The organism is Halomonas sp. KO116 (assembly GCF_000734975.2).
GTDB lineage: Bacteria > Pseudomonadota > Gammaproteobacteria > Pseudomonadales > Halomonadaceae > Vreelandella > Vreelandella glaciei.
On sequence record NZ_CP011052.1, the window covers coordinates 2,162,088 to 2,187,916 of the forward strand.

The 25,829-nt window shown below is 54.1% G+C and carries 22 protein-coding genes; 11 read left to right on the forward strand and 11 right to left on the reverse strand.

Annotation, left to right across the window (positions count from 1 at the left end):
• Nucleotides 1-8 precede the first annotated feature (8 nt).
• Together purU and KO116_RS10045 are read left to right on the forward strand one after the other, a co-directional pair.
• On the forward strand, nucleotides 9-863 hold the full coding sequence (purU, locus tag KO116_RS10040; RefSeq protein WP_008956237.1) for a formyltetrahydrofolate deformylase: 855 nt from the start codon (nucleotides 9-11) through the stop codon (nucleotides 861-863).
• Nucleotides 864-887: 24 nt separating this feature from the next.
• Entirely contained in the window at nucleotides 888-1,559 is a 672-nt protein-coding gene (locus tag KO116_RS10045) for an energy-coupling factor ABC transporter permease (RefSeq protein ID WP_035557496.1), read from the forward strand.
• A gap of 9 nt (nucleotides 1,560-1,568) precedes the next feature.
• Here KO116_RS10045 and lexA read toward each other — a convergent pair whose 3' ends face one another.
• Nucleotides 1,569-2,249, reverse strand: a complete 681-nt coding sequence (gene lexA, locus KO116_RS10050; RefSeq protein WP_035557499.1) for a transcriptional repressor LexA — start codon at nucleotides 2,247-2,249, stop codon at nucleotides 1,569-1,571.
• 268 nt (nucleotides 2,250-2,517) lie between these two features.
• On the opposite strand from lexA, the gene KO116_RS10055 reads away from it, so the two are divergent.
• The 4 genes from KO116_RS10055 to KO116_RS10070 all read left to right on the forward strand — a co-directional run bounded on the left by KO116_RS10055 (nucleotide 2,518) and on the right by KO116_RS10070 (nucleotide 5,432).
• Nucleotides 2,518-3,195: a TetR/AcrR family transcriptional regulator gene (locus tag KO116_RS10055; RefSeq protein WP_035557501.1), complete on the forward strand. Its 678-nt coding sequence runs from the start codon at nucleotides 2,518-2,520 to the stop codon at nucleotides 3,193-3,195.
• On the forward strand, nucleotides 3,173-3,709 hold the full coding sequence (locus KO116_RS10060) for a L,D-transpeptidase (RefSeq protein ID WP_035557504.1): 537 nt from the start codon (nucleotides 3,173-3,175) through the stop codon (nucleotides 3,707-3,709). Before KO116_RS10055 ends, KO116_RS10060 begins: the two co-directional genes overlap by 23 nt.
• Before the next feature lie 64 nt (nucleotides 3,710-3,773).
• Nucleotides 3,774-4,805: a beta-N-acetylhexosaminidase gene (nagZ, locus tag KO116_RS10065; protein WP_035557508.1), complete on the forward strand. Its 1,032-nt coding sequence runs from the start codon at nucleotides 3,774-3,776 to the stop codon at nucleotides 4,803-4,805.
• A 48-nt stretch (nucleotides 4,806-4,853) separates the two neighbouring features.
• Nucleotides 4,854-5,432, forward strand: a complete 579-nt coding sequence (locus KO116_RS10070; protein ID WP_007114399.1) for a hypoxanthine-guanine phosphoribosyltransferase — start codon at nucleotides 4,854-4,856, stop codon at nucleotides 5,430-5,432.
• A 20-nt stretch (nucleotides 5,433-5,452) separates the two neighbouring features.
• Here KO116_RS10070 and ppsR read toward each other — a convergent pair whose 3' ends face one another.
• Nucleotides 5,453-6,286 carry a posphoenolpyruvate synthetase regulatory kinase/phosphorylase PpsR gene (ppsR, locus tag KO116_RS10075; RefSeq protein ID WP_035557511.1) on the reverse strand — a complete coding sequence of 278 codons (834 nt, stop codon included), beginning with the start codon at nucleotides 6,284-6,286 and terminating at the stop codon, nucleotides 5,453-5,455.
• Nucleotides 6,287-6,559: 273 nt separating this feature from the next.
• On the opposite strand from ppsR, the gene ppsA reads away from it, so the two are divergent.
• On the forward strand, nucleotides 6,560-8,935 hold the full coding sequence (gene ppsA, locus KO116_RS10080; RefSeq protein ID WP_035557634.1) for a phosphoenolpyruvate synthase: 2,376 nt from the start codon (nucleotides 6,560-6,562) through the stop codon (nucleotides 8,933-8,935).
• Nucleotides 8,936-9,050: 115 nt separating this feature from the next.
• On the forward strand, nucleotides 9,051-10,841 hold the full coding sequence (gene ggt / locus KO116_RS10085) for a gamma-glutamyltransferase (protein WP_035557514.1): 1,791 nt from the start codon (nucleotides 9,051-9,053) through the stop codon (nucleotides 10,839-10,841).
• A gap of 5 nt (nucleotides 10,842-10,846) precedes the next feature.
• On the opposite strand, the gene KO116_RS10090 is transcribed toward ggt, so the two are convergent.
• The 3 genes from KO116_RS10090 to acnB all read right to left on the reverse strand — a co-directional run bounded on the left by KO116_RS10090 (nucleotide 10,847) and on the right by acnB (nucleotide 16,108).
• Complete coding sequence (locus tag KO116_RS10090) at nucleotides 10,847-12,790, reverse strand: glycerophosphodiester phosphodiesterase family protein (protein WP_035557518.1); 1,944 nt, start codon at nucleotides 12,788-12,790, stop codon at nucleotides 10,847-10,849.
• A gap of 37 nt (nucleotides 12,791-12,827) precedes the next feature.
• Nucleotides 12,828-13,322 (reverse strand): ribonuclease E activity regulator RraA, encoded by a 495-nt coding sequence (gene rraA, locus KO116_RS10095; RefSeq protein WP_176303724.1) that lies wholly within the window; start codon nucleotides 13,320-13,322, stop codon nucleotides 12,828-12,830.
• Between the two features lie 182 nt (nucleotides 13,323-13,504).
• Nucleotides 13,505-16,108 carry a bifunctional aconitate hydratase 2/2-methylisocitrate dehydratase gene (acnB, locus tag KO116_RS10100; protein ID WP_035557525.1) on the reverse strand — a complete coding sequence of 868 codons (2,604 nt, stop codon included), beginning with the start codon at nucleotides 16,106-16,108 and terminating at the stop codon, nucleotides 13,505-13,507.
• Nucleotides 16,109-16,635: 527 nt separating this feature from the next.
• On the opposite strand from acnB, the gene KO116_RS10105 reads away from it, so the two are divergent.
• Together KO116_RS10105 and KO116_RS10110 are read left to right on the forward strand one after the other, a co-directional pair.
• Nucleotides 16,636-17,307 carry a tRNA-(ms[2]io[6]A)-hydroxylase gene (locus KO116_RS10105; protein ID WP_035557528.1) on the forward strand — a complete coding sequence of 224 codons (672 nt, stop codon included), beginning with the start codon at nucleotides 16,636-16,638 and terminating at the stop codon, nucleotides 17,305-17,307.
• Between the two features lie 27 nt (nucleotides 17,308-17,334).
• Nucleotides 17,335-21,234, forward strand: coding sequence for an AAA family ATPase (locus tag KO116_RS10110; protein WP_035557531.1), 3,900 nt, complete (start codon nucleotides 17,335-17,337; stop codon nucleotides 21,232-21,234).
• Between the two features lie 44 nt (nucleotides 21,235-21,278).
• Here KO116_RS10110 and KO116_RS10115 read toward each other — a convergent pair whose 3' ends face one another.
• The 4 genes from KO116_RS10115 to queC are packed head-to-tail and all read right to left on the reverse strand — an operon-like array spanning nucleotide 21,279 to nucleotide 23,741.
• A complete protein-coding gene (locus KO116_RS10115; RefSeq protein ID WP_035557534.1) occupies nucleotides 21,279-21,536 on the reverse strand; it encodes a YkgJ family cysteine cluster protein in 258 nt (85 codons plus the stop codon).
• Nucleotides 21,533-22,378: a 6-carboxytetrahydropterin synthase gene (locus KO116_RS10120; protein ID WP_035557537.1), complete on the reverse strand. Its 846-nt coding sequence runs from the start codon at nucleotides 22,376-22,378 to the stop codon at nucleotides 21,533-21,535. Before KO116_RS10120 ends, KO116_RS10115 begins: the two co-directional genes overlap by 4 nt.
• Nucleotides 22,378-23,034, reverse strand: a complete 657-nt coding sequence (gene queE, locus KO116_RS10125) for a 7-carboxy-7-deazaguanine synthase (protein ID WP_035557540.1) — start codon at nucleotides 23,032-23,034, stop codon at nucleotides 22,378-22,380. Before queE ends, KO116_RS10120 begins: the two co-directional genes overlap by 1 nt.
• On the reverse strand, nucleotides 23,034-23,741 hold the full coding sequence (queC, locus tag KO116_RS10130; RefSeq protein WP_035557543.1) for a 7-cyano-7-deazaguanine synthase QueC: 708 nt from the start codon (nucleotides 23,739-23,741) through the stop codon (nucleotides 23,034-23,036). Before queC ends, queE begins: the two co-directional genes overlap by 1 nt.
• Before the next feature lie 221 nt (nucleotides 23,742-23,962).
• Here queC and KO116_RS10135 point away from each other — a divergent pair, with 221 nt between their 5' ends.
• On the forward strand, nucleotides 23,963-24,379 hold the full coding sequence (locus KO116_RS10135; RefSeq protein ID WP_035557546.1) for an SRPBCC family protein: 417 nt from the start codon (nucleotides 23,963-23,965) through the stop codon (nucleotides 24,377-24,379).
• 39 nt (nucleotides 24,380-24,418) lie between these two features.
• Here KO116_RS10135 and KO116_RS10140 read toward each other — a convergent pair whose 3' ends face one another.
• Complete coding sequence (locus KO116_RS10140; protein WP_035557549.1) at nucleotides 24,419-24,658, reverse strand: DUF2789 domain-containing protein; 240 nt, start codon at nucleotides 24,656-24,658, stop codon at nucleotides 24,419-24,421.
• 87 nt (nucleotides 24,659-24,745) lie between these two features.
• The gene (locus KO116_RS10145) at nucleotides 24,746-25,822 is read right to left on the reverse strand and encodes an asparaginase (protein WP_035557552.1); all 1,077 of its coding nucleotides are present in this window, start codon (nucleotides 25,820-25,822) and stop codon (nucleotides 24,746-24,748) included.
• Between the last annotated feature and the right edge of the window lie 7 nt (nucleotides 25,823-25,829).

Below are 25,829 nucleotides of genomic sequence, written 5' to 3' on the forward strand. Positions count from 1 at the left end.
TCGCTCACATGTCCCATTATTATCGTTTAGTTGTGTCCTGCCCTGATCGGGTAGGTATTGTGGCCCGAGTATCGAGCTTTATTGCTAAGCAAGGGGGGTCTATCACTGAAGCCAGCCAGCACTCTGATTTAGAAACGGGCTGTTTTTTTATGCGTTACGAAATCTTGGCGGATTCAGTGGGGATGTCGGTAGAAGCGCTACGTGCAGCGTTCGAGCCGGTGGCAATCGAATTCGATATGCAGTGGTCATTGGTGGATACACAGCAGCGCCGCCGGGTGGTATTGATGGTCTCTAGAGAGTCACACTGCTTGGTAGATTTGCTTTATCGCTGGCAGGCGGGTGAGTTGGATTGCGATATTGTTGGCGTCATTTCCAATCATGACGATATGCGTTCATTGACCGAATGGTACGGCATTCCTTATCACTATGTGCCAGTCGACCCCGATAACAAGCAAGTGTCATTTGCCAAGGTGCAAGCAGAAATCGATAGTGCACGTGCTGATTGCGTCGTGCTGGCGCGTTATATGCAAATTCTGCCGCCTGACCTGTGCGCCCGCTATGCAGGGCGGGTGATTAATATTCATCACAGTTTTTTACCCTCTTTCGCTGGGGCGAAGCCCTACCACCAGGCATATCAGCGCGGAGTGAAGCTGATTGGCGCCACCTGCCACTATGTTACCGAGGAACTCGACGCGGGCCCGATTATCGAACAGGATATTCATCGCGTTAGCCACTGCCATACCCCAACCGATTTAGTCCGCTTTGGGCGTGATGTGGAAAAAGCCGTTCTCGCACGCGGTTTACGCTGGCATCTTGAGGATCGGGTTTTAGTGCATGGCAACAAGACCGTGGTGTTTAGCTAACGCTCGATAATGTGAGAAGCCGCTATGTCGTTCGCACAAAGTGTACTGGCGCCCTGGGCGCTGATATTCACCTCGCTACTCTCGTTAGGCGTAGTGGTGTGGGCTCTTTGGCGGCGGCCCTGGCAAGTGCTACTGGAAGACGCTGCTCTTCAGCACCGTTGGTTAGGCGCAACGCTGGCAGTGGCGCTGATGTGGCAGCTACGCGCTCAGGCGGTCGACTGGCTAACGCTGCATCTCGTCTTTACGGTATTGATGACACTCGTGTTTAAAGCGCCATTAGCGCTGATCAGCAATGTGCTCATTAATGTGGCAATGGTAGTTATCGGCCGCAATGAGTGGACGCTGCTGGGGGCAAATGTACTGGTAACGGGCATTGTTCCGGCTGCCATTATTGGCACAGTGTGGCGGCTGGTAGATCGCCGCCTGCCGGATAACCTGATGGTGTTTTTATTTGCCTGCGGGTTTTTTGGGGCTGCGTTGGCAACATTAGGGGCAGGGGTGGCTGCCGTGCTGCTGATTATCATGGCAGGCACAGATCCTAACGCTATCTATCTTGCCCAGGAGTATGCACGCTTCTTACCTCTACTAATGCCTTCAGAGGCGTTTATTACCGGGATGCTGCTGAGTATTCTGCTGGTCTATCATCCTAACTGGGTGGCCACCTTTAATGACCACCGCTATATCGACATGCAGTAATGACGGTGGTTAGCCCAGTGCTTGGCCATTACCGCCACGAATGACGCCAACGCCGACACCTTCGATGTCGAGTGACTGTGAACGCAGATCGATTTCAATCGGCGCAAAGTCTGCATTTTCCGCAAATAGCGTTACTTGGTGGCCCTGACGTTTGAAGCGCTTAACGGTTACTTCATCATCCAGGCGCGCAACGACAATCTGGCCATCGCGCACCCGCTCGGTACGGTGAACTGCCAATAAATCACCTTCTAAAATACCAATATCCTTCATCGAAAGGCCCCGCACACGCAGCAGATAATCGGCTTTAGGAGTGAAGTACTCGGCTGGCAAAGGGCAGTAACGGTCAATATGCTCAGCCGCTAGGATAGGGCTCCCGGCGGCTACTTCGCCAATCACCGGCAGGCCAGCAGGCGAGGCTTCAATATTGGCAGCGGGTAACGCGCTTGCGGTGCTGTCTACTAATTCCTGGGGCTCTTGATTGGGTAGTCGAATACCGCGTGACGTATTGCGAATAATGCGAATAGCGCCTTTACGCTCAAGTGCGCGCAGGTGCTCTTCCGCGGCGTTAGGTGAGCGGAACCCCAGTGCTTTCGCAATTTCAGCACGGGTCGGAGGGTAGCCAAATTCGCCCATGGTCTTAACAATAAAATCAAATACGTGCTGTTGGCGAGCGGTTAGCGGACGCGACATACCAGACTCCAAAAATAGTGAATAGACAGTAACAAATTAAATGTCGACTTAATCGGTAAGTGGTTAAGTATACAGTATGTTCCTCTGTCCAGTACATGTCTTGTCAACCCCCTCTCTAGAAAGGCCCCGAATTTTTCCTAATCGTTTTAAACTAAGCTTCTACTCATATAGACAGCCATATTTCATCAGAAAATCAAGCGTTGAGCCCACCAGCGATATGGCATAGTATTTTGCTATGTTTTAAACACTCGTTTCCCCGGAGAGCGGCATGGCTCAATCTGATACGGTAACTCGAATACTCGACACCGCGGAAGTGCTGTTTGCTGAGCGAGGTTTTGCTGAAACATCGCTGCGCAACATCACTAGCAAAGCGCGCGTCAATTTAGCGGCGGTGAATTACCATTTTGGTTCCAAAAAAGCCTTAATTCAGGCCGTGTTTTCACGCTATCTGGACCCGTTCACCCAGCGTTTTCATACTGCGCTTGATGAACTTGAAGCCCAGCATGCAGGGCGCGTTATTCCGTTGGAAACGCTACTCGAAACCATGGCGACCACCGTGCTGGCTGTGCCTGCCGAGCGCAACAGTTTAAAGGTGTTTATGCGCTTGCTGGGCCTTGCCTATAGCCAAGCGCAGGGGCATCTTAGGCGTCATATTCAGCAAGAGTATGGTGATGTGTTTACCCGCTTCACCGAGTTAGTGCGTCAAGCCACGCCCGACTTGCCTGACGCGGAACGCTTTTGGCGGCTACACTTTATGCTTGGTACGGTGATTTTTACGCTTTCAGGCCTTGATGCACTGCGCGATATCGCTGAAAAGGATTATCAAGAGCAGGTCACCGTGCGGGATTTGGTTAGGCGGTTGCGCCCAGTAGTGGTGGCTGCCATGAATGCACCGTTGCCCCCAGCACTTGAAGAAGGAAAATATGCGAACGCCCAAGCTCGCTGAGCTTCCCCCTGTAGAGGACATCTGGTTGGAAATCGATACCACACAGCAGCAGCTACGCTGTTGGCGAGGGCCGAAGGTGCTGTATGAGTGTGAGATATCGTCTGGCCTCGCGGGCGTTGGTGAGCACAACGGCAGTGGCAAAACACCCCATGGTTGGCACTATATAAGAGCCGCGATCGGCAACGGGATGCCTGATAATGCGGTATTTCGGGGTCGTCGCTGGACGGGGGAGGCATTCTCTCCTGCGCTAGCTGAAGCATATCCGAAGCGGGATTGGATTTTGACCCGCATCCTGTGGTTATGCGGATTAGAAAAAGGCGTGAACCGTGGTGGTCAGGTCGATTCACAGCGTCGCTATATTTATCTTCATGGCACGCCCCCTGACCAGCCCATGGGGGTTGCTGCATCCCACGGCTGTATTCGTTTACGCAATAGTGATTTGCTCTATATCTTTTCGTTAGCGTTACCAGGAACCCCCGTTTGGCTGCACGGCGGTCGTCAGTCGTTTGACTAATCTGTTTTGACACCGCTAGACGATCGTCTAGAATCACCGCCTCTTTTTTAATGGACCTATCACGATGACTCAACCGTTAGGCCCGGTCATGCTCGACCTTGAAGGCCCGAAATTAACGGCCGCAGAAAAGCGCTTGCTGCTAGAACCGGTGGTAGGGGGCGTTATTCTGTTTGCCCGCAATGTCGAGAACGGCTACCAAGTACGCCAGCTCTGCAGCGATATTCGACGTGTGCGTGCGGACTTATTGCTTGCCGTTGATCAAGAGGGTGGCCGCGTTCAGCGTATTAAAGAAGGGATGACGCGTCTTCCTGCCATGGCTCGCATTGGTGAGTGTTATAGCGCCAACCCCGATGATGGTCTTGCGCTCGCAAAAGATGCTGGCTGGCTATTGGGCATGGAAATGGCCGCCTGCGGTTTGGATCTTAGCTTTGCTCCGGTACTGGATGTCGAAAGCGGTGTCTCAAGTGTTATTGGAGACCGAAGTTTTAGCCGCGATCCCCAGCATGTGGCGCAGCTCGGCAGCGCCTTTATTCAAGGGCTCCATGAGGCTGGTATGGCCGCTGTCGGGAAGCACTTCCCCGGTCACGGCGGAGTTGCGGCAGACTCTCACGTTGCGCTGCCGGTGGATGACCGCCCGCTAGAAGTGATTAAACAACGTGACCTGGTGCCCTTTGCCCATTTGGCCGCGCCGTTAGACGGTGTAATGCCTGCGCATGTGATTTACAGTGCTTTCGATACGCGTCCTGCCGGGTTTTCCCCTCATTGGTTGGGCATGCTGCGTGAATCGTTGGGCTTCAAAGGCTGCATCTTTTCTGATGATTTAAGTATGGCGGGCGCCCACGAGGCGGGTGGGCCCAAACAGCGAGCCCAGGCAGCACTAGCGGCTGGTTGCGATATGTTGCTGGTATGCAATGATCGCGCCGCGGCACTTGAGGTGATTGAAGCCTGCCGGGGTATTGAAACCAAACGTCCCGCCAAACTGCGCTACAGCCGTGCACGGCCTGATATCGATGCCCTAAGTGCGTTGGGCAGATGGCGTCGTACCCACGCTAAGTTGGAAGCATTGGCTGATAAACCGAAACCCAATGCTGTGTAAATTCACACGACTGATGTAATTGAAGCTTTTAACCCGCCTGGAGTTTAGATGTCAAAGTTGGATAAAGAAGCCTTAGAGTCATTGGACTCAATGCGTGAATTGATGGATAACGCCGACTGCCTTATTTCTCAGCAAGAGGTAGAGCGGGCACTTGATCGTATGGCGGAAGCGATCACGCGAGATTTAGGCGACAAACTTCCGGTCTTTTACTGCGTTATGAATGGCGGCTTAATCACCACAGGGCATTTACTAACCCGACTGGGCTTTCCGCTTGAAGTGGATTACTTACATGCCACTCGATACCGTAACGAGCTGCGCGGCGGTGAGCTGTTTTGGCGTGTGTCTCCTGAGGTGCCGATGGCGGGGCGCCATGTGGTGATCGTTGACGATATCTTGGACGAAGGCGCCACATTAGCCGCCATTTTGGCTTACTGCGAAGAAGCCCAGGCCGCCAGTGTCACGACGGCTGTACTGGTGGATAAACAGCACAACCGTAAAGCGGTGCCTGGTTTAAAGGCCGACTACTGCAGCTTGGAAGTCGCCGACCGTTATGTGTTTGGTTTTGGGATGGATTACAAAGGCTACTGGCGAAACGCGCCGGGAATTTTTGCCCCTAAAGGAATGTAAGTTAGCCGCAGAATGGATCGTTAGCGGGGCGAAAAGCGCCTCGCTAAACCCGTTTCCGCAATCATCCGCGTTGATATCTCTTCTACCGAGAAGCGCGTCGCATCAATAAAGGGAATGTGCATGGTGCGATAAAGCGACTCCGCTTGCCCTACTTCTTGAAGACACTGATCAATGGAGCTGTAACGGCTATTTGGCCGCCGCTCATTGCGGATCGCTGATAAACGCCGCGGATCAATGGTTAGCCCAAACAGTTTTTGACGATGGGGCGCTAGCGCCTTGGGCAGCTTTAAAATGCCATCTTCGTCTAAATCATCCTCCGTAAGCGGATAGTTGGCCGCTCGAATACCAAACTGAAGTGCCAGATAAAGAGAGGTCGGGGTCTTGCCGCAGCGTGAGACGCCGACCAGAATAATATCTGCTTTATCGTATTGATGAGTGCGTGCTCCGTCATCATTATCCAGCGCAAAGTGCACTGAGTGAATACGGTCCATATAGACGTCATCGCTGCCAATTGAGTGCGTACGCCCAACGCTATAGGAAGAGTGAGTATTAAGTTCCTGTTCCAATGGTTCCAGGAAGGTTGAAAAAATATCGACCTTGAAGCCGGATGCTTGCCGAATGACGTTGCGAATTTGTTGGTCAACAATGGTGTCAATGATGATCGGACGATGACCGTCGCGGCTGGCTGTCGCTTCGATAATGGCTGCTAGTGCCTGAGCTTTTTCCAGCGTATCGATATAAGGCTTGGTTTGCATATCGATCTCAACATCGCTGAACTGGGCCAGCAGGCTGCGCCCTAAGCTTTCTGCTGTGATCCCGGTGCCATCAGAGATAAAAAAAGCCGTACGTTTCATAGTGACATCCACTGGTAAGTAACTGCGCTATTGTGTGCTGAGCCGTTTGCTAGAGCAACTCGCTATGCGTGCTGGCTAGGGAGGGGCAAAGTGACTGACTACACAAATGACCTAAAAACCCTTCGTGTTGTAAAAATCCTCCATTCCCTTCGCTATTAGACCAATGGCGAATATAGTAGCGCGGTGCTAGGGTGTCTCAATCAATAATCCATGATCCTACGTCTAAACGGCAATATTAGTGATCGTGTCGATGTCTATGAGCGAGGGGGTTACGTGGAAGAGTACATTCTGTGGTTCGATCAACTGGGCATGTCAGACGTCGAACGCGTGGGTGGTAAAAACGCCTCACTAGGTGAAATGATTTCCAATCTGTCCGGTGCTGGCGTAACGGTGCCTGGCGGGTTTGCCACTACCGCTCATGCCTACCGCGAGTTTCTCTCCCACGAAGGCCTTAACGAGCGCATTAATGCCACGCTTGCGCGCTTGGATGTGGACGATGTTAAAGCGCTCGCCGAGGCGGGCCGCACTATTCGCCAATGGATTATTGATACGCCGTTGCCGCCTAGCTTTGAGGCAGCCCTTCGCGACGCTTACGGACAGCTCCAGCAACAGCATCCTCAGTTAAAAGTGGCTGTACGCAGCTCTGCTACCGCTGAAGATTTACCCGATGCTTCCTTCGCGGGTCAGCAGGAAACTTTTCTCAATATTGACGGCTTCGACAATATTAAGCGCGCCGTGCACGAAGTATTTGCCTCGCTGTTTAACGACCGCGCTATCTCCTACCGCGTCCACCGTGGCTACGCCCATGAAAATGTTGCTTTGTCGGCCGGTGTGCAGAAAATGGTGCGCTCTGAGATAGGTGCGTCGGGCGTTATGTTTACCTTGGATACCGAGTCTGGCTTCCGCGATGCGGTTTTCGTTACTGGCTCCTGGGGCTTAGGCGAAACCGTGGTGCAAGGCGCAGTCAATCCCGATGAGTTCTACGTGCATAAACCGACCCTAGCGGCGGGCCGCCCGGCAGTGCTGCGCCGTAACTTGGGTTCCAAGTTAATAAAGATGGTTTATGGCCAGGATGCCAGCGCCGGTAAATCCGTTGAAACCGTCAATGTGCCCCATCAAGACCGTGGTCGCTTCTGTATTAATGATCAACAGGTGATGGAGCTGGCTCGTCAGGCCATGACGATCGAGCAGCACTACCAGCGCCCCATGGATATTGAGTGGGCGCTAGATGGCGATGATGGTGAGCTGTATATCGTTCAGGCGCGTCCTGAAACGGTCGTCTCCCAGCAGGAAGGCGGCAAGCTTGAACGTTTCCAGCTGCGCGAAAAAGGCCGCACATTAATCACCGGCAGAGCAATTGGCCAGCGCATTGGCCGCGGTACCGTTAAAGTGGTGCTCAGCCCTGACGATATGGACAAGATCCATGATGGCGATATTCTGGTCACCGATATGACTGACCCGGATTGGGAGCCAATAATGAAACGCGCTTCCGCCATCGTCACCAATCGTGGCGGGCGCACTTGCCATGCCGCCATTATTGCCCGTGAATTGGGCATTCCCGCGGTAGTGGGGTGTGGCGACGCAACGACTCAGCTCAAAGAGGGCATCGACGTTACGGTTTCGTGTGCGGAAGGCGATACCGGCAATGTCTACGAAGGGCTGCTGGAGTTTGACTGCAAAGTTTCCAGTGTCGACGCTATGCCGGAAATCCCCTTCAAGATCATGATGAATGTGGGCAATCCCGATCGCGCCTTTGGCTTCGCCAGCCTACCTCATGCGGGGGTAGGCTTGGCGCGTCTGGAGTTTATTATTAACCGCATGATCGGCGTTCACCCTAAAGCACTGTTGGAGTACGACACGCTGCCGGTGGATTTGCAGCAGGTGATCGATTTACGGACGGCCGGTTATGCCGACCCCGTCAGTTTTTACGTCGATAAACTGGTTGAGGGTATTTCGACGCTGGCAGCCGCGTTCCACCCGCAGCGTGTGATCGTGCGGCTGTCAGACTTTAAGTCTAATGAATACGAAAACCTGATTGGCGGTAAGCTCTATGAGCCGGGTGAAGAGAACCCGATGCTCGGTTTTAGGGGTGCGTCGCGCTACATTTCTGAAGCGTTCCGGCCCTGCTTTGAACTTGAATGCCGTGCCCTGAAGCGGGTGCGTGAAGAGATGGGTTTCGAGAATGTGGAGATCATGGTGCCCTTCGTGCGTACCACCGACGAAGCGCGAGAGGTGGTAGAGCTGTTGGCCGCCAACGGTTTGGAGCGGGGCGGCCCGACAGGCCTGAAAGTGATTATGATGTGCGAACTGCCAGCTAACGCCCTGCTAGCCGACGAGTTCCTTGAGTACTTTGATGGGTTCTCTATCGGCTCTAACGATTTAACGCAGTTAACATTGGGGTTGGATCGTGATTCGGGCATCGTTGCACATCTGTTCGACGAGCGTAATGGGGCGGTTAAAAAGCTGCTTGCGATGGCGATTCAGGCGTGTAAAGCGAAGGGGAAATACGTCGGCATTTGTGGCCAGGGGCCGTCAGATCATCCCGATTTGGCGAAGTGGTTGATGGAACAAGGGATCGACTCCGTATCGCTCAATCCCGATGCGGTCCTGGAAACGTGGTTTATGCTCGCAGGCCAAAAAATTGAATAAGTTTGTTTGCTAAAACATTTAGTTTGCGCCCGGACATTGAGCCGGGCGTTGCTGTTTTTATAGACTACTCTTTTATGTGTGTTTTTGTATTTAACTTGTCGCGGAGAGCGCTGAAATGTTCACAAAATCAGCTAAGTTTGCGCTACCTGTGCTGCTGGTAACGCCGCTTTATAGTTGGGGGTTTAGCTACGAGACACCCTCCATTGCTCCTGAAAGCGAGTCTGGCTATGAAGAGAAGCCAGGCTGGGAGGCTGAGTCGTTTGCGGTGGCGGCAGCCAACCCGCTCGCAACCGATGCTGGTTATCAAGTATTGAAAGCCGGTGGTAACGCTATTGATGCGGCCATTGCAGTGCAAATGGTACTGAACTTGGTAGAGCCTCAATCCAGCGGTATCGGTGGCGGTGCTTTTCTAATGCATTACGATGGAAGCGAAGTGCGCGCCTATGATGGCCGTGAAACCGCACCGCAGGGAGTCAATGGCGAGCTGTTTTTAGAGGATGGCGAGCCGCTTGCGTTTAACGACGCGGTGGTTAGCGGCCTTTCTGTCGGTGTGCCGGGTACGCTGCGTATGCTTGAAAAAGCCCATGCAGAGCATGGTGAGCTAGCCTGGGAAGAATTGTTTACACCGGCTATTACCCTGGCCGAAGAAGGCTTTGCTGTCAGCAATCGGTTGCATACCAGCCTGACGAGTGACGAGTTTCTGCGCCAAGATCCGTTAGCCAGCCAGTTTTATTACGATAGCGAAGGTGAGGCTATCGCGGTTGGCGAAACACTCAAGAATCCGGCCTTGGCAGAGGTACTACGTCGCGTAGCAACCCAAGGCAGCGCTGCCTTGCACGAAGGTTCCGTGGCGGAAGATATCGTTGAGCGGGTTCAGAATCACCCTGAGCGGCCAGGTAGTTTGTCGGTTGAAGATATGCGTGGCTACGAGGCGCTTGACCGCGAACCTTTATGCACGCCTTGGCAGCAGTGGGAAGTATGCGGCTTTCCGCCTCCCTCGTCGGGCCATCTCACCGTGATGCAGATCTTGGGCATGCTCGATCAACAGCCGCTGCTTGAAGCCCCGTTAGATAACGGCGCTCCAAGCAGCGGGTGGTTGCACCAGTTTCTGGAAGCCTCGCGGCTCGCTTTTGCTGACCGCGGTCGTTATATCGCCGACCCAGGCTTTGTCGAAGCACCGGGGGGCGATTGGTCATTGATGCTGGCCCCTGACTACCTTGAGCAACGCAGTGAGCTCATTGAAGAGATGAGCATGGGCGACAGCGCTGAACCGGGCAATCCCGGCGAGCTTGCCGTTAGTTGGGCCAGCCAGCCCGATCAGCCTGAGTATGGCACTAGCCATATCAGTATTGTGGATGAGGAGGGCAATGCGGTGGCCATGACGACCACCATTGAGCAGGCGTTCGGTTCGCGCATTCTCTCGGATGGCGGAACAGGCCTAGCGGGTGGTTTCTTGCTCAATAATGAGCTCACCGATTTTTCATTTGCTCCTGAAGTGGATGGCGACCCGGTGGCGAACCGAGTCGAGCCAGGCAAGCGCCCGCGTTCTAGCATGAGCCCTACGCTGGTATTCGATCAAGAAAGCGGTGAGCTAGTGGCTAGCTTGGGTTCGCCGGGTGGTGCGGCGATCATTCATTATACGGCCCGCACTCTAATCGCGCTGCGTGACTGGGGGCTGAGTGCCCAGGAAGCACTCAATCTTCCCCATGCCATTACGTTGGGCGGCGATGTTTACATCGAAGAGGGGCGTTTTCCTGAGGAAACTATTGAGTCACTAAGGGAGCGCGGCCACACGGTTAGCGAACGGGAGTTGACCAGCGGGCTACAAGCCATTAGGCGGCTAAACGATGGTACGCTGTTTGGTGGCGCTGACCCACGGCGTGAGGGTGTGGTGATGGGCGATTAGGAGCGCTACTGACGAAGCCAGTTGCGCAGTTTCACTAGCATTAGCGCCCCGTCACTTAACTCACGGCGAATCTGAATAAGCTCTGTTAAACGATCTGGGTAGTCGGTGATGATGGCATCGACGCCTAGGTCAATCAACGTCGACATTCTGGCGCGATCATTAACCGTCCATGCGTGTATTTCGTAGCCGTAAAGCCGTGCCAGGCGAACTTCTCCTTCCGTGATGCGGTTATGGCGTAGGCCGAGTGCATCAAAGCCACGTCGATTGAGTGTGCCGGGCAGAATGAGCTGCGCCAACAAAGTAACTCGTAGTTCTGGCGCCCGGGCATTAATATACTCAAGTAGTGACGGCGACATGGTCGCCATCCGCATATCCAACAGCGTATTGGGGAAACCGCAGGCGGTATAACCATCAAAGGCGCTTTGTTGGGTTGCCCAGCAGCGGTATCGAATGTCGCTCTCGGTATTTAAGGTATCAATAACGGCATCGGCTAACGCTTGCTCTTGACCCGGCAAGGGCTTGATATCAATCATTAACCCTGCTTTTCCGCGAACTCTTTCGAGCGCTTCGTCCAGGCCAGGAATGTTCTCGCCTTGAAACGCATCTCCAAACCAACTGCCCACATCGAATTGGCTAAGTTGGTCTCTGGTTAGCTCGCCAAACTCACGGCTGTCGCCAGTTAGCCGTGCCATGCTGCGGTCATGGTAGAGCATTACCTGCTGGTCACTGCTCAAGCGTACGTCAATTTCGATATAGTCAGCACCATCAATAAGTGACTGCTCTAATGCAGAGAGGGTGTTTTCAGGAGCCACCATGGAGCTCCCGCGGTGGGCTATCACTGCGACGTTGTCACGAATTTCGAAGCTATTCAGAATCCACCACGCTTGAAGGCCGGCAAAAACAAGCACACTGAGCTCAACCGCCCAGGCAAGGCGCCCTGCGTTCGTATCGTCCGGTGGGGCCGCTGGGCGTGGTTCTTGATGCGCCAGCTGCATGTACAAGCAGGCAGAAAGGAGGGCGTTAGTGGCAATACCCAAAAAGGTAATGGTCAGTGTAATCAGCACATAGCCCAACAGGTACGCCAACATCGCCGGTATGAGTACGGCGTTATGCTCAGGCAGCCACCACAGCAAGGGCGTAAATAGCCGGTCGAATAGCAACGTGGTCAGTAACGGCAGGCTGATAATAATCAGTAGCAAGAGCAACACCGCTGCACCAATCGAACGGCGCCAGCCGCGCGTTAGGCTCACGCTACGCTTCAGTGCTTGCCAGGGGTTGCAACTTTCCAGGGCCACTAAGGGCAGTGCGAGCAGCCAACGCAGATAGAGCCATGAGGCCGCCCATATCCAGGCAATGATCAGGGGGAGGGCGCAGCCAATGAAGTACCACAGTGCAGGAGGGCGCACACGCTGAAGGTAGTAAGGGTCTATGTCGCTCAGCCAGAAGTCGTAAAGCCATGTGAGGCCGGCCATAAAGGGCGCGAGCAATAATAAGTGTGTGCCTACTTGAAGTATGACAAGGCCCGCCAGGGTGTGCAGCCGACGAGTGCTCAGCCAGAGTGCTTCAAGGGCGAGCCGGTAATGGTTATCGCGCGGTCTGACGGCTACCTGCAGCATGCCTGCCTGCTGCCAGTAAATAATCAGAAAAGCGAACCCAAGCCCTATCAGCATGCCTATCAATCCCAGCGGGCTAAAGAGCAGAGCAATCAATTCATCATTGGTGACGACGGTGCGGTTGAGTTGGGCCAGCAGCCCACGCGTCACCCAGGTGATCGCTGGCAGCAGTAAGGCTGAGGCGAGCAGGGTAAAAAAGAGGTGATAGGCGATCAGAGGGCGAAGATGATCGCGCAGCGTGCGCAGTAAGGCAGAGCCAAGGTAGGTCAAAGGCTGCATCGTCACTAAACGGTAAGAATGAATCACCAGGGTGGCAGTAAGCACCACACCTGGCAAGTGGACTGTAATCAACCTTTATAGGTAGTAAAAATAGTCAGGAAAGTGACAGCTTTTGCGCAGCAACAATAATGCCGTTGTTATCTGCATATAACCACTGTCCGGGCTGAAGGGTGACGCCTGCAAAGGTGACGTCGATGTCGCGCTGACCTTCACCGTGCTTTTCACTCTTGCGGGGATGGCTTCCCAATGCCTGAACGCCAATCGGCAAGGCGGCGAGTATATCCACATCACGCACGCAGCCGTACATCACAACGCCTGCCCAGCCGTTGGCGACGGCCTGCTCTGCCAGCATATCACCCAGCATGGCGCAGCGATGCGAGCCGCCTGCATCGACCACCAGTACCGCGCCATTACCTGGCTCGGCGACCGCCTGCTTAACCATGGAGTTATCTTCAAAACATTTAATGGTGCGAATAGGACCATAAAAGGCTTCAAGACCGCCAAAGTTAACAAACAGTGGGTCTAGCACGGCGACTTCTGGGTGCGCATCACAAAGATCGGGTGTCACAATTTGCGTTGAATTCGTCATCACACGCTCCTAATGGTAGAGGCTGTTGATATTAAACCGGTGTCCAAAGGCAGTGCAAAAAAACGCCCCGCCCTGAAGAACAGTGGCGGGGCGTTCGGTCATCGACTCAGAAAATGCAATCTGTCACATTCTCTGCGATGGTGCGAGCATCGGCGATGGGGTGATCAGACTCAAGCGTTAAACTAAGCTTCTTGAGCGATCGGAATCACGTTAGAGGCGATCTTTTGATACTCCTCGATTTCGTGAAAATTCATATAACGATAAATCTCGCCAGCCATGGCGTCAAACTCACCCATGTAACGTTGATACTCTTCAACGCTGGGTAGGCGTCCTTCTACCGCGGCAACAGCCGCCAGTTCCGCAGAGGCAAGGTACACGTTGGCACCATCGCCCAGGCGGTTCGGGAAGTTTCGTGTAGACGTAGACACGACGGTGCTCTTGGCAGCAACGCGCGCCTGGTTACCCATACACAGTGAACAACCCGGCATTTCCATGCGGGCACCGGCACGACCGTAAATACCGTAGTAGCCTTCTTGGGTCAGCTGGTGCTGATCCATTTTCGTCGGTGGTGCCAGCCACAGCCGGGTTTTTAAACTACCGGCAGGCTGCTTTTCAAGCAACTTACCCGCAGCCCGGAAGTGGCCGATGTTAGTCATGCATGAACCGATAAAGACTTCGTCGATTTTCTGGCCAGCTACTTCTGATAGCAGGCGAGCATCGTCGGGGTCGTTCGGGGCACACAGAACCGGCTCTTTAATTTCAGCCAGGTCAATTTCGATAACTTCAGTGTACTCGGCATCTTGGTCGGCACGCATCAAGCTCGGGTTAGCCAACCATGCTTCCATACCTTCAATACGGCGGCTAATGGTACGTTCGTCACCGTAACCGTTGCCCATCATCCACTTCAATAGGGTGATGTTGGACTTCAAGTATTCGGTCACGCTCTCTTCTGACAGCGTAATCGTACAGCCAGCAGCAGAACGCTCGGCAGAGGCATCGGAAAGCTCAAAGGCTTGCTCGACGGTTAGGTCTTCCAAACCTTCAATTTCCAACACGCGGCCTGAGAAGGCGTTTTTCTTGTTGGATTTATCGACCGTCAACAAGCCCTGCTTGATGGCGTAAAGTGGAATGGCGTGAACCAGATCGCGCAGCGTAACGCCCGGCTGACGTTGGCCCTTAAAGCGAACCAGTACCGATTCCGGCATATCCAGCGGCATTACACCGGTAGCAGCAGCAAATGCTACCAGGCCTGAACCGGCTGGGAACGAGATGCCCAGCGGGAAGCGGGTGTGCGAGTCGCCGCCGGTGCCTACTGTGTCAGGCAGCAGCATGCGGTTCAGCCAGCTGTGAATGATACCGTCGCCGGGGCGTAGTGAAACACCGCCGCGGTTCATGATGAAGTCCGGCAGAGTGTGGTGGGTATCCACGTCGACCGGCTTAGGATAAGCGGCGGTATGGCAGAAAGACTGCATGACCAGATCGGCCTGGAAGCCTAGGCAAGCAAGGTCTTTCAGCTCATCGCGTGTCATCGGGCCGGTGGTGTCTTGAGACCCAACGGTGGTCATTTTAGGCTCGCAGTACATGCCTGGGCGAACGCCGTCCAAACCACACGCTTTGCCAACCATCTTCTGGGCTAAGGTAAAGCCTTTGCCAGTATCTTTGGGCTGATCGGGTAAGCGGAAAACGTCAGAGGCCGGTATTCCCAACGACTCACGCGCCTTGCCGGTTAGTCCGCGACCAATGATAAGAGGGATACGGCCGCCAGCACGAACTTCATCCAGGATCAGCTGCGTTTTAAGTTCAAACGTAGTGATGACGTCATCGCTGCCATGCTTGCAGACTTTGCCTTCATAAGGATAAACGTCGATGATGTCGCCCATGTTCAGGTTGGTGACGTCCATCTCTACCGGCAGGGCGCCTGAGTCTTCCATGGTGTTGAAGAAGATAGGCGCGATTTTGCTACCAAAGCAGAAACCGCCAGCGCGCTTGTTCGGGGCGTAAGGAATGTCGTCGCCAAAGAACCAGAGTACGGAGTTAGTCGCTGATTTACGTGATGAACCAGTGCCCACAACGTCACCAACGTAAACAACCGGAAAGCCTTTTGCTTTAACGTCTTCAATCTGCTTGAGCGGGCCTGTGGTGCCTTGCACCACAGGCTCAATGCCATCACGCTCGTTTTTAAGCATCGCATTGGCGTGCAGCGGTATATCAGGGCGTGACCAAGCATCTGGCGCCGGAGACAAGTCATCCGTGTTGGTTTCGCCAGGTACTTTAAACACGCTGAGTGTAATTTTTTCAGCCAGGGCCGGTTTAGAGAGGAACCACTCAGCATCTGCCCAAGATTGAATGACTTCTTTAGCAACGCTATTGCCGTTCTTGGCGCGTGTTTCGACATCATGGAAAGCATCGAACATCAACAGTGTGTGCTTGAGCTGCTCACCAGCTTCACGGGCAAGCTCCTCGTTATCGAGAAGTTCAACCATTGAAACAATGTTGTAGCCGCCCTGCATGGTGCCAAGCAGTTTAACAGCATGCACCTTGTCGATCAGCGGCGAGCTTGCTTCACCTTTCGCGACTGCAGTTAGAAAACCCGCTTTTACATACGCGGCTTCATCAACACCGGGCGGTACGCGATTGGTGATTAAATCGAGAATAAACTCCTCTTCACCGGCCGGTGGCGTTTTAAGCAGCTCAACCACTGACGCTACTTGTTCGGCGGTTAGGGGTTTGGGCGGGATGCCCTCAGCAGCACGTTCCTCGACATGTTGGCGGTAAGCTTCAAGCACGTTGGGGCCCTCTCATCTACGTTCTGATTTACTTTATGGTGACGGCCTACACGTAGCACCGTATTGGCTGCGCAGTGTTGGAAAGTGGACCAATCACATATGACATACGCTTGACAAACAGCATATGGTTGGATGGCCGAGATTCTACGGCAAACTGTCGACAATGTTAAGCTGGCATGGCGTGACGTCTGTTGTACTTTATGTTGATGCTACGATCTAAATGAATCAAAAAGCACCTTTTTATTAGTCGTTTGGCTCAAAATCAGGAAAGTTTTTACCATTTTCTAAGTTAACATAGGGTGGTGCGGGTGTGATTGGGGTTACAGCGGGTTACCATAGACCTCAATTTATAACCTTAGAGGCATCGTATTAATAGTGTGCTTATAAAGTGTATGGAGCATTTTTGAGCGAATGATTACATTAGTAATAGGCGATGCAAGGTATAAAGATTTGTACCTAACAGGGACTGAGCGTTTTTAGCGCTTATATGTTGTACAATAATGAAACACAAGATTGGTAATGGTGTTATGTCGATACAATCCAGTACTTTACAAACGAATGCCTTGCAAAGGGCTGACCATGCGTTAAAAGCGGATGATTTGTTGCCTGAAAGTCTGCACCAGTTTCTGGCCTGTGCAACCCCTGACGCATGGCTACAGTGGGCGCTCGAAAATCCTCAAACGCTATTAATCGACCATGCGCAATGTGAAAAAAAAGCCGCTTCTACGGCAATGAGTCTACTCTATCGCTATGTTGATCAACCGCTGTTGCTCAGCAAAATGTCGCAATTAGCCCGTGAAGAGCTGCTCCATTTCGAGCAGGTAGTCGCGCTCATGGAAGCACGCGGCGTTGCTTACCAACATTTAACGGCATCACGCTACGCTGAAGGGCTTAGGCGACACTTGCGTAGTAATGATCCCGAACGGCTAATTGATGTGTTAATCATCGGTGCACTTATTGAAGCACGTAGCTGTGAACGGTTCGCTTGTTTGATCCCTTATTTAGACGAAGAGCTTGCCAAGTTTTATCGCACTCTTGTGAAGTCAGAAGGCCGTCATTTTGAAGACTATTTGTTGCTCGCTCGCCAGCAAACAGCAAGCTCTATTGACGAGCGGATCGCTTTTTTTGTAGCGCGTGAAGCGGAGCTGATTACTTCGCCCGATACGGCTTTTCGTTTTCATAGCGGTGTGCCAGCTTAAGCCGCTTAGCCCGGCAGGATGTTTATCATGCGCGATGCTCGTGAGACAGACCAGTTAACCTTATTCGGCCACTTTTCGCTTACCCAGGGCGAAGATGTATTGACCCACTTTAGTTACGACAAAGTGAAAGCGCTGCTTGTTTATCTTTTGCTGCACCGCCAGCCGGTCAATCGGGCTGCTCTGGCAGAGCTGTTGTGGCCCGACCAAGGGTTGTCATCAGGCAGAACCAACCTGCGCCATGCGCTGCACTGTTTGCGCCAATCGTTAGGTGAGAGCGCTGACCATGTATTAAGTGTCTCCCGGCAAACGATTGCTTTTCAACTTCCTAATAACTGGCAGGTTGACCTCCATACGCTGCAGCGGCTCTTAGAAGGACCCCGCGATTTAAATACCCTTGAAGCGCTGATGTCTTGTTACCAAGGCGACTTGATTGAAGAGCTGCAACTGACCAACTGTAGCGAATTTCAGCGTTGGTTAGTCCAAGTTCGTAATGAGTGGCGTCAGCGTGTCATTCGTTTTGCTGAACAGGTGCTCGAAGCTCACGCCGATGTACCTGATGCAATTTTGGAAGCGTTGGTCAGCCGCTTTTCAGGCTACGGTCCCTTTCATGAGCGTTTGGTTCGTCAACTCGCCGAACAGAACCAAATGGCTGCTGCCCATGAGCAATACAACAGCTATTTACAGCTGTTAGCGCTGTCGGGTCAGCAGCCTGAGCCAAGCTTTCTGCAGTTAGCCAGCTACTGGTCAGATGGCCACCACGACCCGCGGATGATGAGCCCTCAAGGTGCCTTTTCGCGCGCGCTGGCAGCAGATAGTAAGCCGCTCCGTGAAGATGAAATCGAACTGCGTCAGCTCTCCGTGATGGCTATACGCTTGCATCTAAAAGGGGAGTGGCAAGATCGCGCGGCGACACGCCACTGCCTTACGCTGCAGTTGGAATTACTACGCTGGTTAGAGCAGCAGTGCCATCACTTAGGCGGCTTTTGGCTTCCAGGTGCTACGGGCGGCTTAGGCTTGGCCTGTTTCGGCACTCATGGCCCCGCGCATCAGTTGGCGGAGCTAGTGGCGCTTTATGAGCATTGTCGTCAGGCCCTTCCCCAAGAGAGCGGGCGCCACTGGACTGGTGAGGGTGATATACCGCACTTTGAGTTGGCCGCTGGCTTGCACAGCGGTCGTGTGGTGTACCTACCCGAGCGTCAGTTGGCGGACCCGTTAGGGCAAGTCACGCAAATGTCTTTGGAGCTGATGAGCGCTGCAGAAGGTAGTGAACTGGTTATTTCCCAAGAAGCCAGTCAGCATATGCCGCCCGCGCTTGATCTTCAGCCACGCCTGGTGTCACGTTTGATCGCCAGCGATGGTCGTGTGCGCCTGCGTGCTCTGGTGCTGGGCCAGAACGAAGGCGGCCGCGATGCACTTCCCCCCAGCTTGGTGGGCCGTGAGACGTCGCTGCGTACCCTGCGCGATGCGCTGGCGCGGGCGGGTATTGGCTTGCGCCAAAGTGTATTGGTGCGTGGTGCCTCGGGTATGGGAAAATCGGCGTTAATGGTCGGTTTTCGCCAATTAGAACTTAGCCGTGACGCGGCGATATGCTGGCAGCCCACCACGCGTCTTTCGGTGCTAGACCCTTATGGGGTGGCCCGCACGCTGGTTGGCTGGTATCTCAAGCAGGCGCTTACCGTTGAAGCCATTCACGAACTACAGGCAACGCTAGGGTTTGATCAGCTGACGGCTGACCGGCAGCATCTGTTGGAGCAAGCGCTTGGAGTGCATGAAGTACAGGAGATCACCCAGCTTGCCCAAAGTGGCGAAGCCGTTGAGCTGGTCGTGATGCTTTTGCACCGTTTAATTGAGCGGCAAGCAACGACCCACACGCTGGTGTTCATGATTGATGATTTACAGTGGCTGGATGAACCCTCCTTTAAAGTATTGGCAGGGTTGCAGGCAAGACTACCCATCAATACTGCTTTTATGTTGGTCGCTAGTCATCATGGGCGTGAAGCGTTGCCGGTGAAATTGCACTGGGATCAGCAAATTAGCTTAGGCAACCTGGATGCGCTGCAGTCTTCACGGCTATTGTCGCAGCTTTCCCGCCGTTACCGTATCCACCTGAGTCCGCGGTTGCGTAATCAAATTATTGAGCGCTGCGATGGTGTGCCTCTGTATATGCAGGAGATTTGCCGTCGTTTGGATATGGATCGCCGAGAAGGGCGCAGTGTTCAGTTTGAAGAACTGCCCAAAGGGTTATTAGGGCTTTTAGCAAGCCGTATTGATCAACTTGAGGGCGACCGTGAAATTGCCCACGTAGCAGCGGTACTGGGTAAGCGCTTTCGGTTGGATTTTCTACTTGAGTGCAGTGGCTGGGAAAAAGGTCGGCTTAACCAAGCGCTTGAGCATATGCGGGTACTGGAAATTGTTGAGCCGGTTGATAAAGAGAGTGGTGACCATGAATTCCAGTTTAGTCACCAGTTGCTGCAGGAAGCCGCTTATCTCTCTTGCCCGAGAGATGTGCGGGTCAAGCTGCACCAGCAGGTGGTGACTTTAATAGAAGAGCGTTTTCCGGTATGGATCAGTCGTCACCCCGGTGATTTCGCGACCCACCTACGTCGTAGTGGGCACTATGCCCGTGGCGCCCGTTACTTTGAGCTGGCCGCTCGGGAAGCGCTCAAGGTCAGTGCTAACCGAACCGCACTGCGTATGGCGGATTTCGGCTTAGCGAGCCTTCGCCATGTTGAGCACGAGATCGAGCGTGAAGTGAGTCTGCTCACCGTTCGCGGTCAGGCGGCCTTTTCGTTAGAGGGGCATGGTTCACCGACCGCCCACGAAAGCTTTGTGCGTGCACGAGAGCTGCTGCGTGAATCGGGCAGCGATAGCCTTGAAGACCCGGAAGATCTTGAACAGATATTCCTGGTCAAATGGGGGCTCTGGGTCGGTCGTAGTCAGCGCTATGCCCATGCGGATGCGTTTGCTTTGGCTTCAACTCTGGCCGATATCGCGTCTCGTCTCGAAGACCCGCGTTATCGCCGTTTAGCCGATTATGCCCGGGCTAATTGCGAGTATTGGGCTGGGCGCATTCAGCAGGCGCACGATCACTTGGATGAAATTGATCCGCTGAATGCGCAGATGATGATTGAGTGGCTGCCATTCTCTGATCACCCGCAGGTTTCTGCTGCCTGCTTTCAAGGCTGGGCGCTCTGTTTGCGTGGCGATTATCAGCGCGCTGAACGTCAAGTCTCGTCGGCGATTCGCCTAGCGGAGAAGATTGCACACCCTGGGACTTTGGCGATGGCGCTATTATTTGCCGCGGCGCTTTATCGTCAATTGGGACACGTTCATCTGGCTGCCCGGCACGCCGAGCGAGCGGCCGCTATGACCGGCACACCAGATTTGCAGCTATGGCAAATTTCCGCACAAATTATTCTCGGCTGGCAGCGGGCGTTGGCAGGGGATACGGCGGGGCTTACCCAACTGCGTGACTGTCTAGATCAGATGGCCGAGCTGAAAGGGCGTAACCGCTACCAGCGGCCAGTGCTCTGGTATTCGGATGCGTGTATTGAGCTGGGCGAGCTAAACGCTGCAGAGGATTACCTGGATCAGTGCTTAGTGATCGCCCGTGAAAGGACAACGCTATTCCTGCCGGAATTAGCCACCCAGCTTGCCAAGGTGCGTGATCTGCTTGGGCATCCCGCCAATGAGGTGAAAGCATTAGCTGAGATGGCGATTAACCAAGCTCGCGAGCATGGCAACCGTCACCAGGAGCTGGCGGCCCTTGAGCTATGGTTGACGCGCATTGAGCCTAATGACCAGCAGGCCAAAGAGAGTTTCAGGCGCTTGTTGAGCGAAGTCAGCCACAGTGATGCCCCGGTGTTGACACGCTGGATCAGCTTGCTGGACCGCCGTTTGCCGCTCCCCGTGAGCATTGAAAGCTAGCCCTAAGGGAGTTGTCTTTGGCAGAGGGGCAGAAATTGCACTTTCTAACGTGTGTCTTCTTCTAGCCAGGTCAGCGTGGCGAGCGCCTCTTCTCGGTGCTCGCCACACACGCTGGCATCAAAGTTAAAACGTTCGCAAACCTTTGGGCGGCTCGGGTCACCAAATAGACGACACAGGTTGTGCTCATCTAGCTGAACACAACGTACCCCTGCCGGCTTGCCTTCTGGCATGCCGGGAATAGCAGAGCTAATCGAAGGCGCAATGCAGCAGGCACCACACCCCGCACGACATTCCTCGCTCATTGCGCAGCACTTGGTGAAAACATAGCAATCGCGCCCTTGTTGATACCCTCGAATGCCTGAATGCGTGTGGCTTGACCGCTCTGTGTGGCGACTTCCTGTGCCAGCCAGGCCGCAATATTTTCTACCGTGGTCGGACCGGGCAGCACGGTACACAGCGACTGTGGCAGGGTAATGGAAAAATCCCCCTGGGCGGCTCGGTAGCGGCAGGTAAGCGTTTCACTATTGCGAGCCGCGATATCTGCCTCCTCAAGAAGATAGCGATTATCCAGCCGTGCCGCCCACTGTTGCTCAAGCAGGGTTTGGCGCGCCTCCTGCTGCCAGATATACAGTCGTGAACGGTGGCCGTGGGCAATGCGCTGGCAATTTCCTGCGTGTCGTTTCAGGCCGTGGCTGTAGCCGTATGCGGCACCGTCGTTGGGTTCATCGCTCAGTGTCAGGGAAACCCGGTCAACATTTTCAGGACGCTGCTCGGTCAGTTGGTGACTTAAATGCTCGGCGACCATTTCAAGCGTAATGGCTTGCCAGGGAAGCAGGGTGAATGCCTCTTTCGGCCCGCGTACTTCCATCGGGTAGGGCGTCGTGGTGCGAACGCATAATCCTTCAGGGCATTCGGAGACACTGATGCCTGGTGCCTCGGTGGGGACCAGCAGGGTATGGTCTAGCCCGCTGTCCAGAGTGCGTTTGATCCACGGCTTCACTTCACCAAAATCGAAAAGCATGCCGTCTTCACCCAGCTCGCCTTCCAGCACCGCGTCTACCTGCCAGCTACAGCCGACCAAGCCGCGCTTGGCGCACCAAAGCGAGACATCGATATGGGTCAGTTGTTGAACGAATAAAGCCATTAATCAAAACCTGCTAATTTATGCATTTGCAGCGAAAGACGCCACTGTGGATTAGCCATACAGTAAGCGGTCGTCTCAGCAACGGTCGTCTTGTCCTGGTGTAGGGGAGCAAGATCCATCGGCTGTAAAAAAAAGTGGTGAAAATCCAAGCTTGAAAACTGCTCCGGGGGCGCATCAGCCTGGGGGTAAACGAGCTTTAATTCGTCGCCATGGGTAACGACCAAGGGATTGTTGCCCTTGGGGCTAACGCACAGCCAATCAATGCCAGGGGGTGGCGCCAGCGTGCCGTTGGTTTCGACGGCCACCTCAAACCCATGGCGGTGTAGCGTGGCAATCAACGCCGCGTCAAGCTGCAGCAAAGGCTCACCACCGGTAAACACGACATAGGGAGTTGCTTTGGGCTTGTCACCACCGCTTTGGGTAGGCCAAAGGGCTGCGATGTGTTCGGCAAGGGCTTCGGCGGTGGCAAACTTGCCACCGTTGATACCGTTCGTGCCAATAAAATCGGTATCGCAAAACGTGCATTTAGCCGTTGCACGATCCACTTCGCGGCCCGACCACAGGTTGCAACCGCTAAAACGACAAAAAACACTTGCTCTACCAGCCTGGGCGCCTTCCCCCTGCAGGGTATAAAACGCTTCTTTAACTTGATACATCAGCGTTGTCCTGCGGTGTCTGAGGTATATGGCAGTGGGTCTGTCACCCCGTTAGCGGCAAAGGCGGCTAGTCGTTCGCGGCAGCTACCGCAAACGCCGCAGGCTAATTCACGGCCTTCGTAGCATGTCCAGGTGTGGCGGTAGTTCAAGCCCATGGCCAAGCCCTCACGCAAAATCTCGGCCTTGCTTGAGGAGAGGTATGGCGCGTGGAGCGTGACGGGCTCGAAGTTGGCAATGCCTGCGACATGGTTCATTGCCTCAACGAACTCGGGACGGCAGTCTGGGTACAATATGTGATCGCCGCCATGGGCACCGTAATCGACTCGCTCTGCGCCAATATTGACCGCTTTGGCAATCGCCAAAGAGAGTAAAATCATATTGCGATTAGGCACCACCGTAGCGCGTAAAGTGTCCGCGGCGTAGTCGCCGTGGGGCATCGCTTGGTCTGGGTTGGTCAACGCTGAATTGTTAATCAGCCCGTGGATAGCGCGAATATCGACCACCTGGTGGGGCACGCCAAGCGTGGTGCATACCTGACGAGCAGTGTCGAGTTCACGAGCATGCCGCTGGCCATAGTCAAACGAGAGGGCGTGGACGGTAAGCCCTTCGCGCAGCGCGCGGTGAAGTACGGTAAAAGAGTCCATTCCACCGGAGTAGATAACGACGGTCGTGGCGCTATCAGCGGCCACAGGGGGTATTGATGACATGAGAAAACACTCGTTGTCGGAGAATTTATTGATCGCGAGCAGCAATTTGCTGGCGCGGCGTTCCGGGGTCCGGTCCGGAAGGGCGGCAGTTTACGCAATAGCCGTTAATCTGACCAGTTCTGGCGTCTATCGCCGTACCTCATTGAGGTGAAAAATGCGTAGGTGGGCAGCATTAATATCAACATGCTACGCTAACCATCCATGTTGTTAGAGGCGAACCAATGGCAACGATTGAACATAGTGAAATCATTAACGCTCCGCCGGAACGCGTCTTTGATCTATTGCGCCGCGTCGAGGATTTTGCCGATTACTCGGATCTGATTCGGTCAATAGAGACCTTGGGCGAAAATCGTTATCGCTGGCACGTACGCGCTGTGGGTATGGACTGGGCGTTTGATGTCATGGTTACTGAGATTCAGCCACCCAATGTGCTTGCCTGGGAGTCGCTGAATGGCGTCAAGAATCAGGGCCGCTATCGCCTTCGCGAAGTGCCAGAAGGTACCGAAGTGGCGTTGACGCTAAGCTATGAAATTCGCAACCGCTTAATGGAGAAAGCCGTTAACAAAGCGGCCAAGCCGCTAGTCAGTAAAGTCAGCCGTCAGATTCTCGAACGCGTTGAGGCACGGTTAAATCGATAGCGCCGCACTAGGCGGCGTGGTGTTGATCAAACCGATGAGTTATTGAGTTTTATGCATCGAGGCATCAAGGTGGTCGACGACCTCTGCCCAATCCGCATCTTCCTCTACCGCTTCTTTTAGAAATTCTGCCTGACCCTCGTTCCAGCAGGGGGCTTCAGCCAACGGCATCGTTTCTGGGAGCGGGGCGTTGCGTTGGATAAAGCGCTCGATTGAATCTGCGTCAGATGCCAGTCCCAATTGCTCGAATAGCTCGCTGAAATGGTGTACCGGTTTTTCCATAATTTGTTGCTCCTTCAAGCGGTTAAAAGTCTTCTTATAACATAGCTGGATTCTCAGCCTACGCCACTATTCAACCGCTTTGATTTGCTAGCGTTCACCGACTAGCGACGTCAAAAAGAGCTGTTGCCGGTCTTCTAACGCGAGTGGCTGGGCCAGTAAGTGAGCCAGCTTGGTGAAAGCCGCCTCTGGCGTCATATCATCGCCTGCGAGTACACCTGCATTGCTCAGCCCATGCCCAGCTGCGTAAGCACCCAGGTGGACACTGCCCTGTGGGCACTGGCTAATGGCGGCGAGCAGCTTGCCTTCCCCCCTGACCCTGGCGAGAACGTCCAGCACACTGGGGTCGCCAGGGAGGTTGCCAGCGCCCCAAAGCTGAAGTAACGCCCCTTTAACCCGCGAATCGCTCAACCAGGCGTCCAACTGCCAAGCTGATATGCCCGGCCAAAGAGCGATGCGAACGATCTCTCCCTGATTGACCAGTCGGTAGTCGGGGAGCTCGAAACGCGGTGCGCCACGCTGTTGCAGGCCAAGCCCGCGGCTGGGGTAATAAACAAAATCGTCGCCTACGCGCTCGCCGAGCAGTGGGTAGTTGGGGCTGGCAAAGGCGTTGGCTGCTTCGCTATGCTGCTTGATGGCGCGGACGCCCCGCAGTAATTGCCCTGCAAAGTAAATAGCCACCTCTTGGAGTTCAGGCTTAGCAGCAAACTGCAGCGCGCCGTGCAAATTGTCCAAGGCATCGCTGCCGGGCGATTCCAAGGGCGACATTGAGCCCGTGACGACCACTGGTCGATCTAAGCCCTGAAGTTGATAGGCAAGGCTAGCGGCGGTCCAGCTGAGTGTATCGGTGCCGTGAATAATCACGAAACCGGCGTAGGCCGTTAACTGGTCGTTAATATCACGGGCGAGCTGTTGCCAAGTGAGCGGAGTAGCCGCACTTGAGTCAATCAGCGTGGCGTAGCTGATGACCTGGTAAGGTGGAAGTAATTGCTGTTGGGCAAGTGGTAACTGGTTAAGAGCCGTCGCCATGCGAGTTGTAAAGTCGCCGCCAGGCGCAAGTCCTTCTGCATGCTGTTGCATACCGATGGTGCCGCCCGTGTAAATAACTAAAATGCGCTCTTGGGTGGGAACACTGTCGGCTAGAGGGGAGTAGGGGGGCATCGCCATCTCCTGG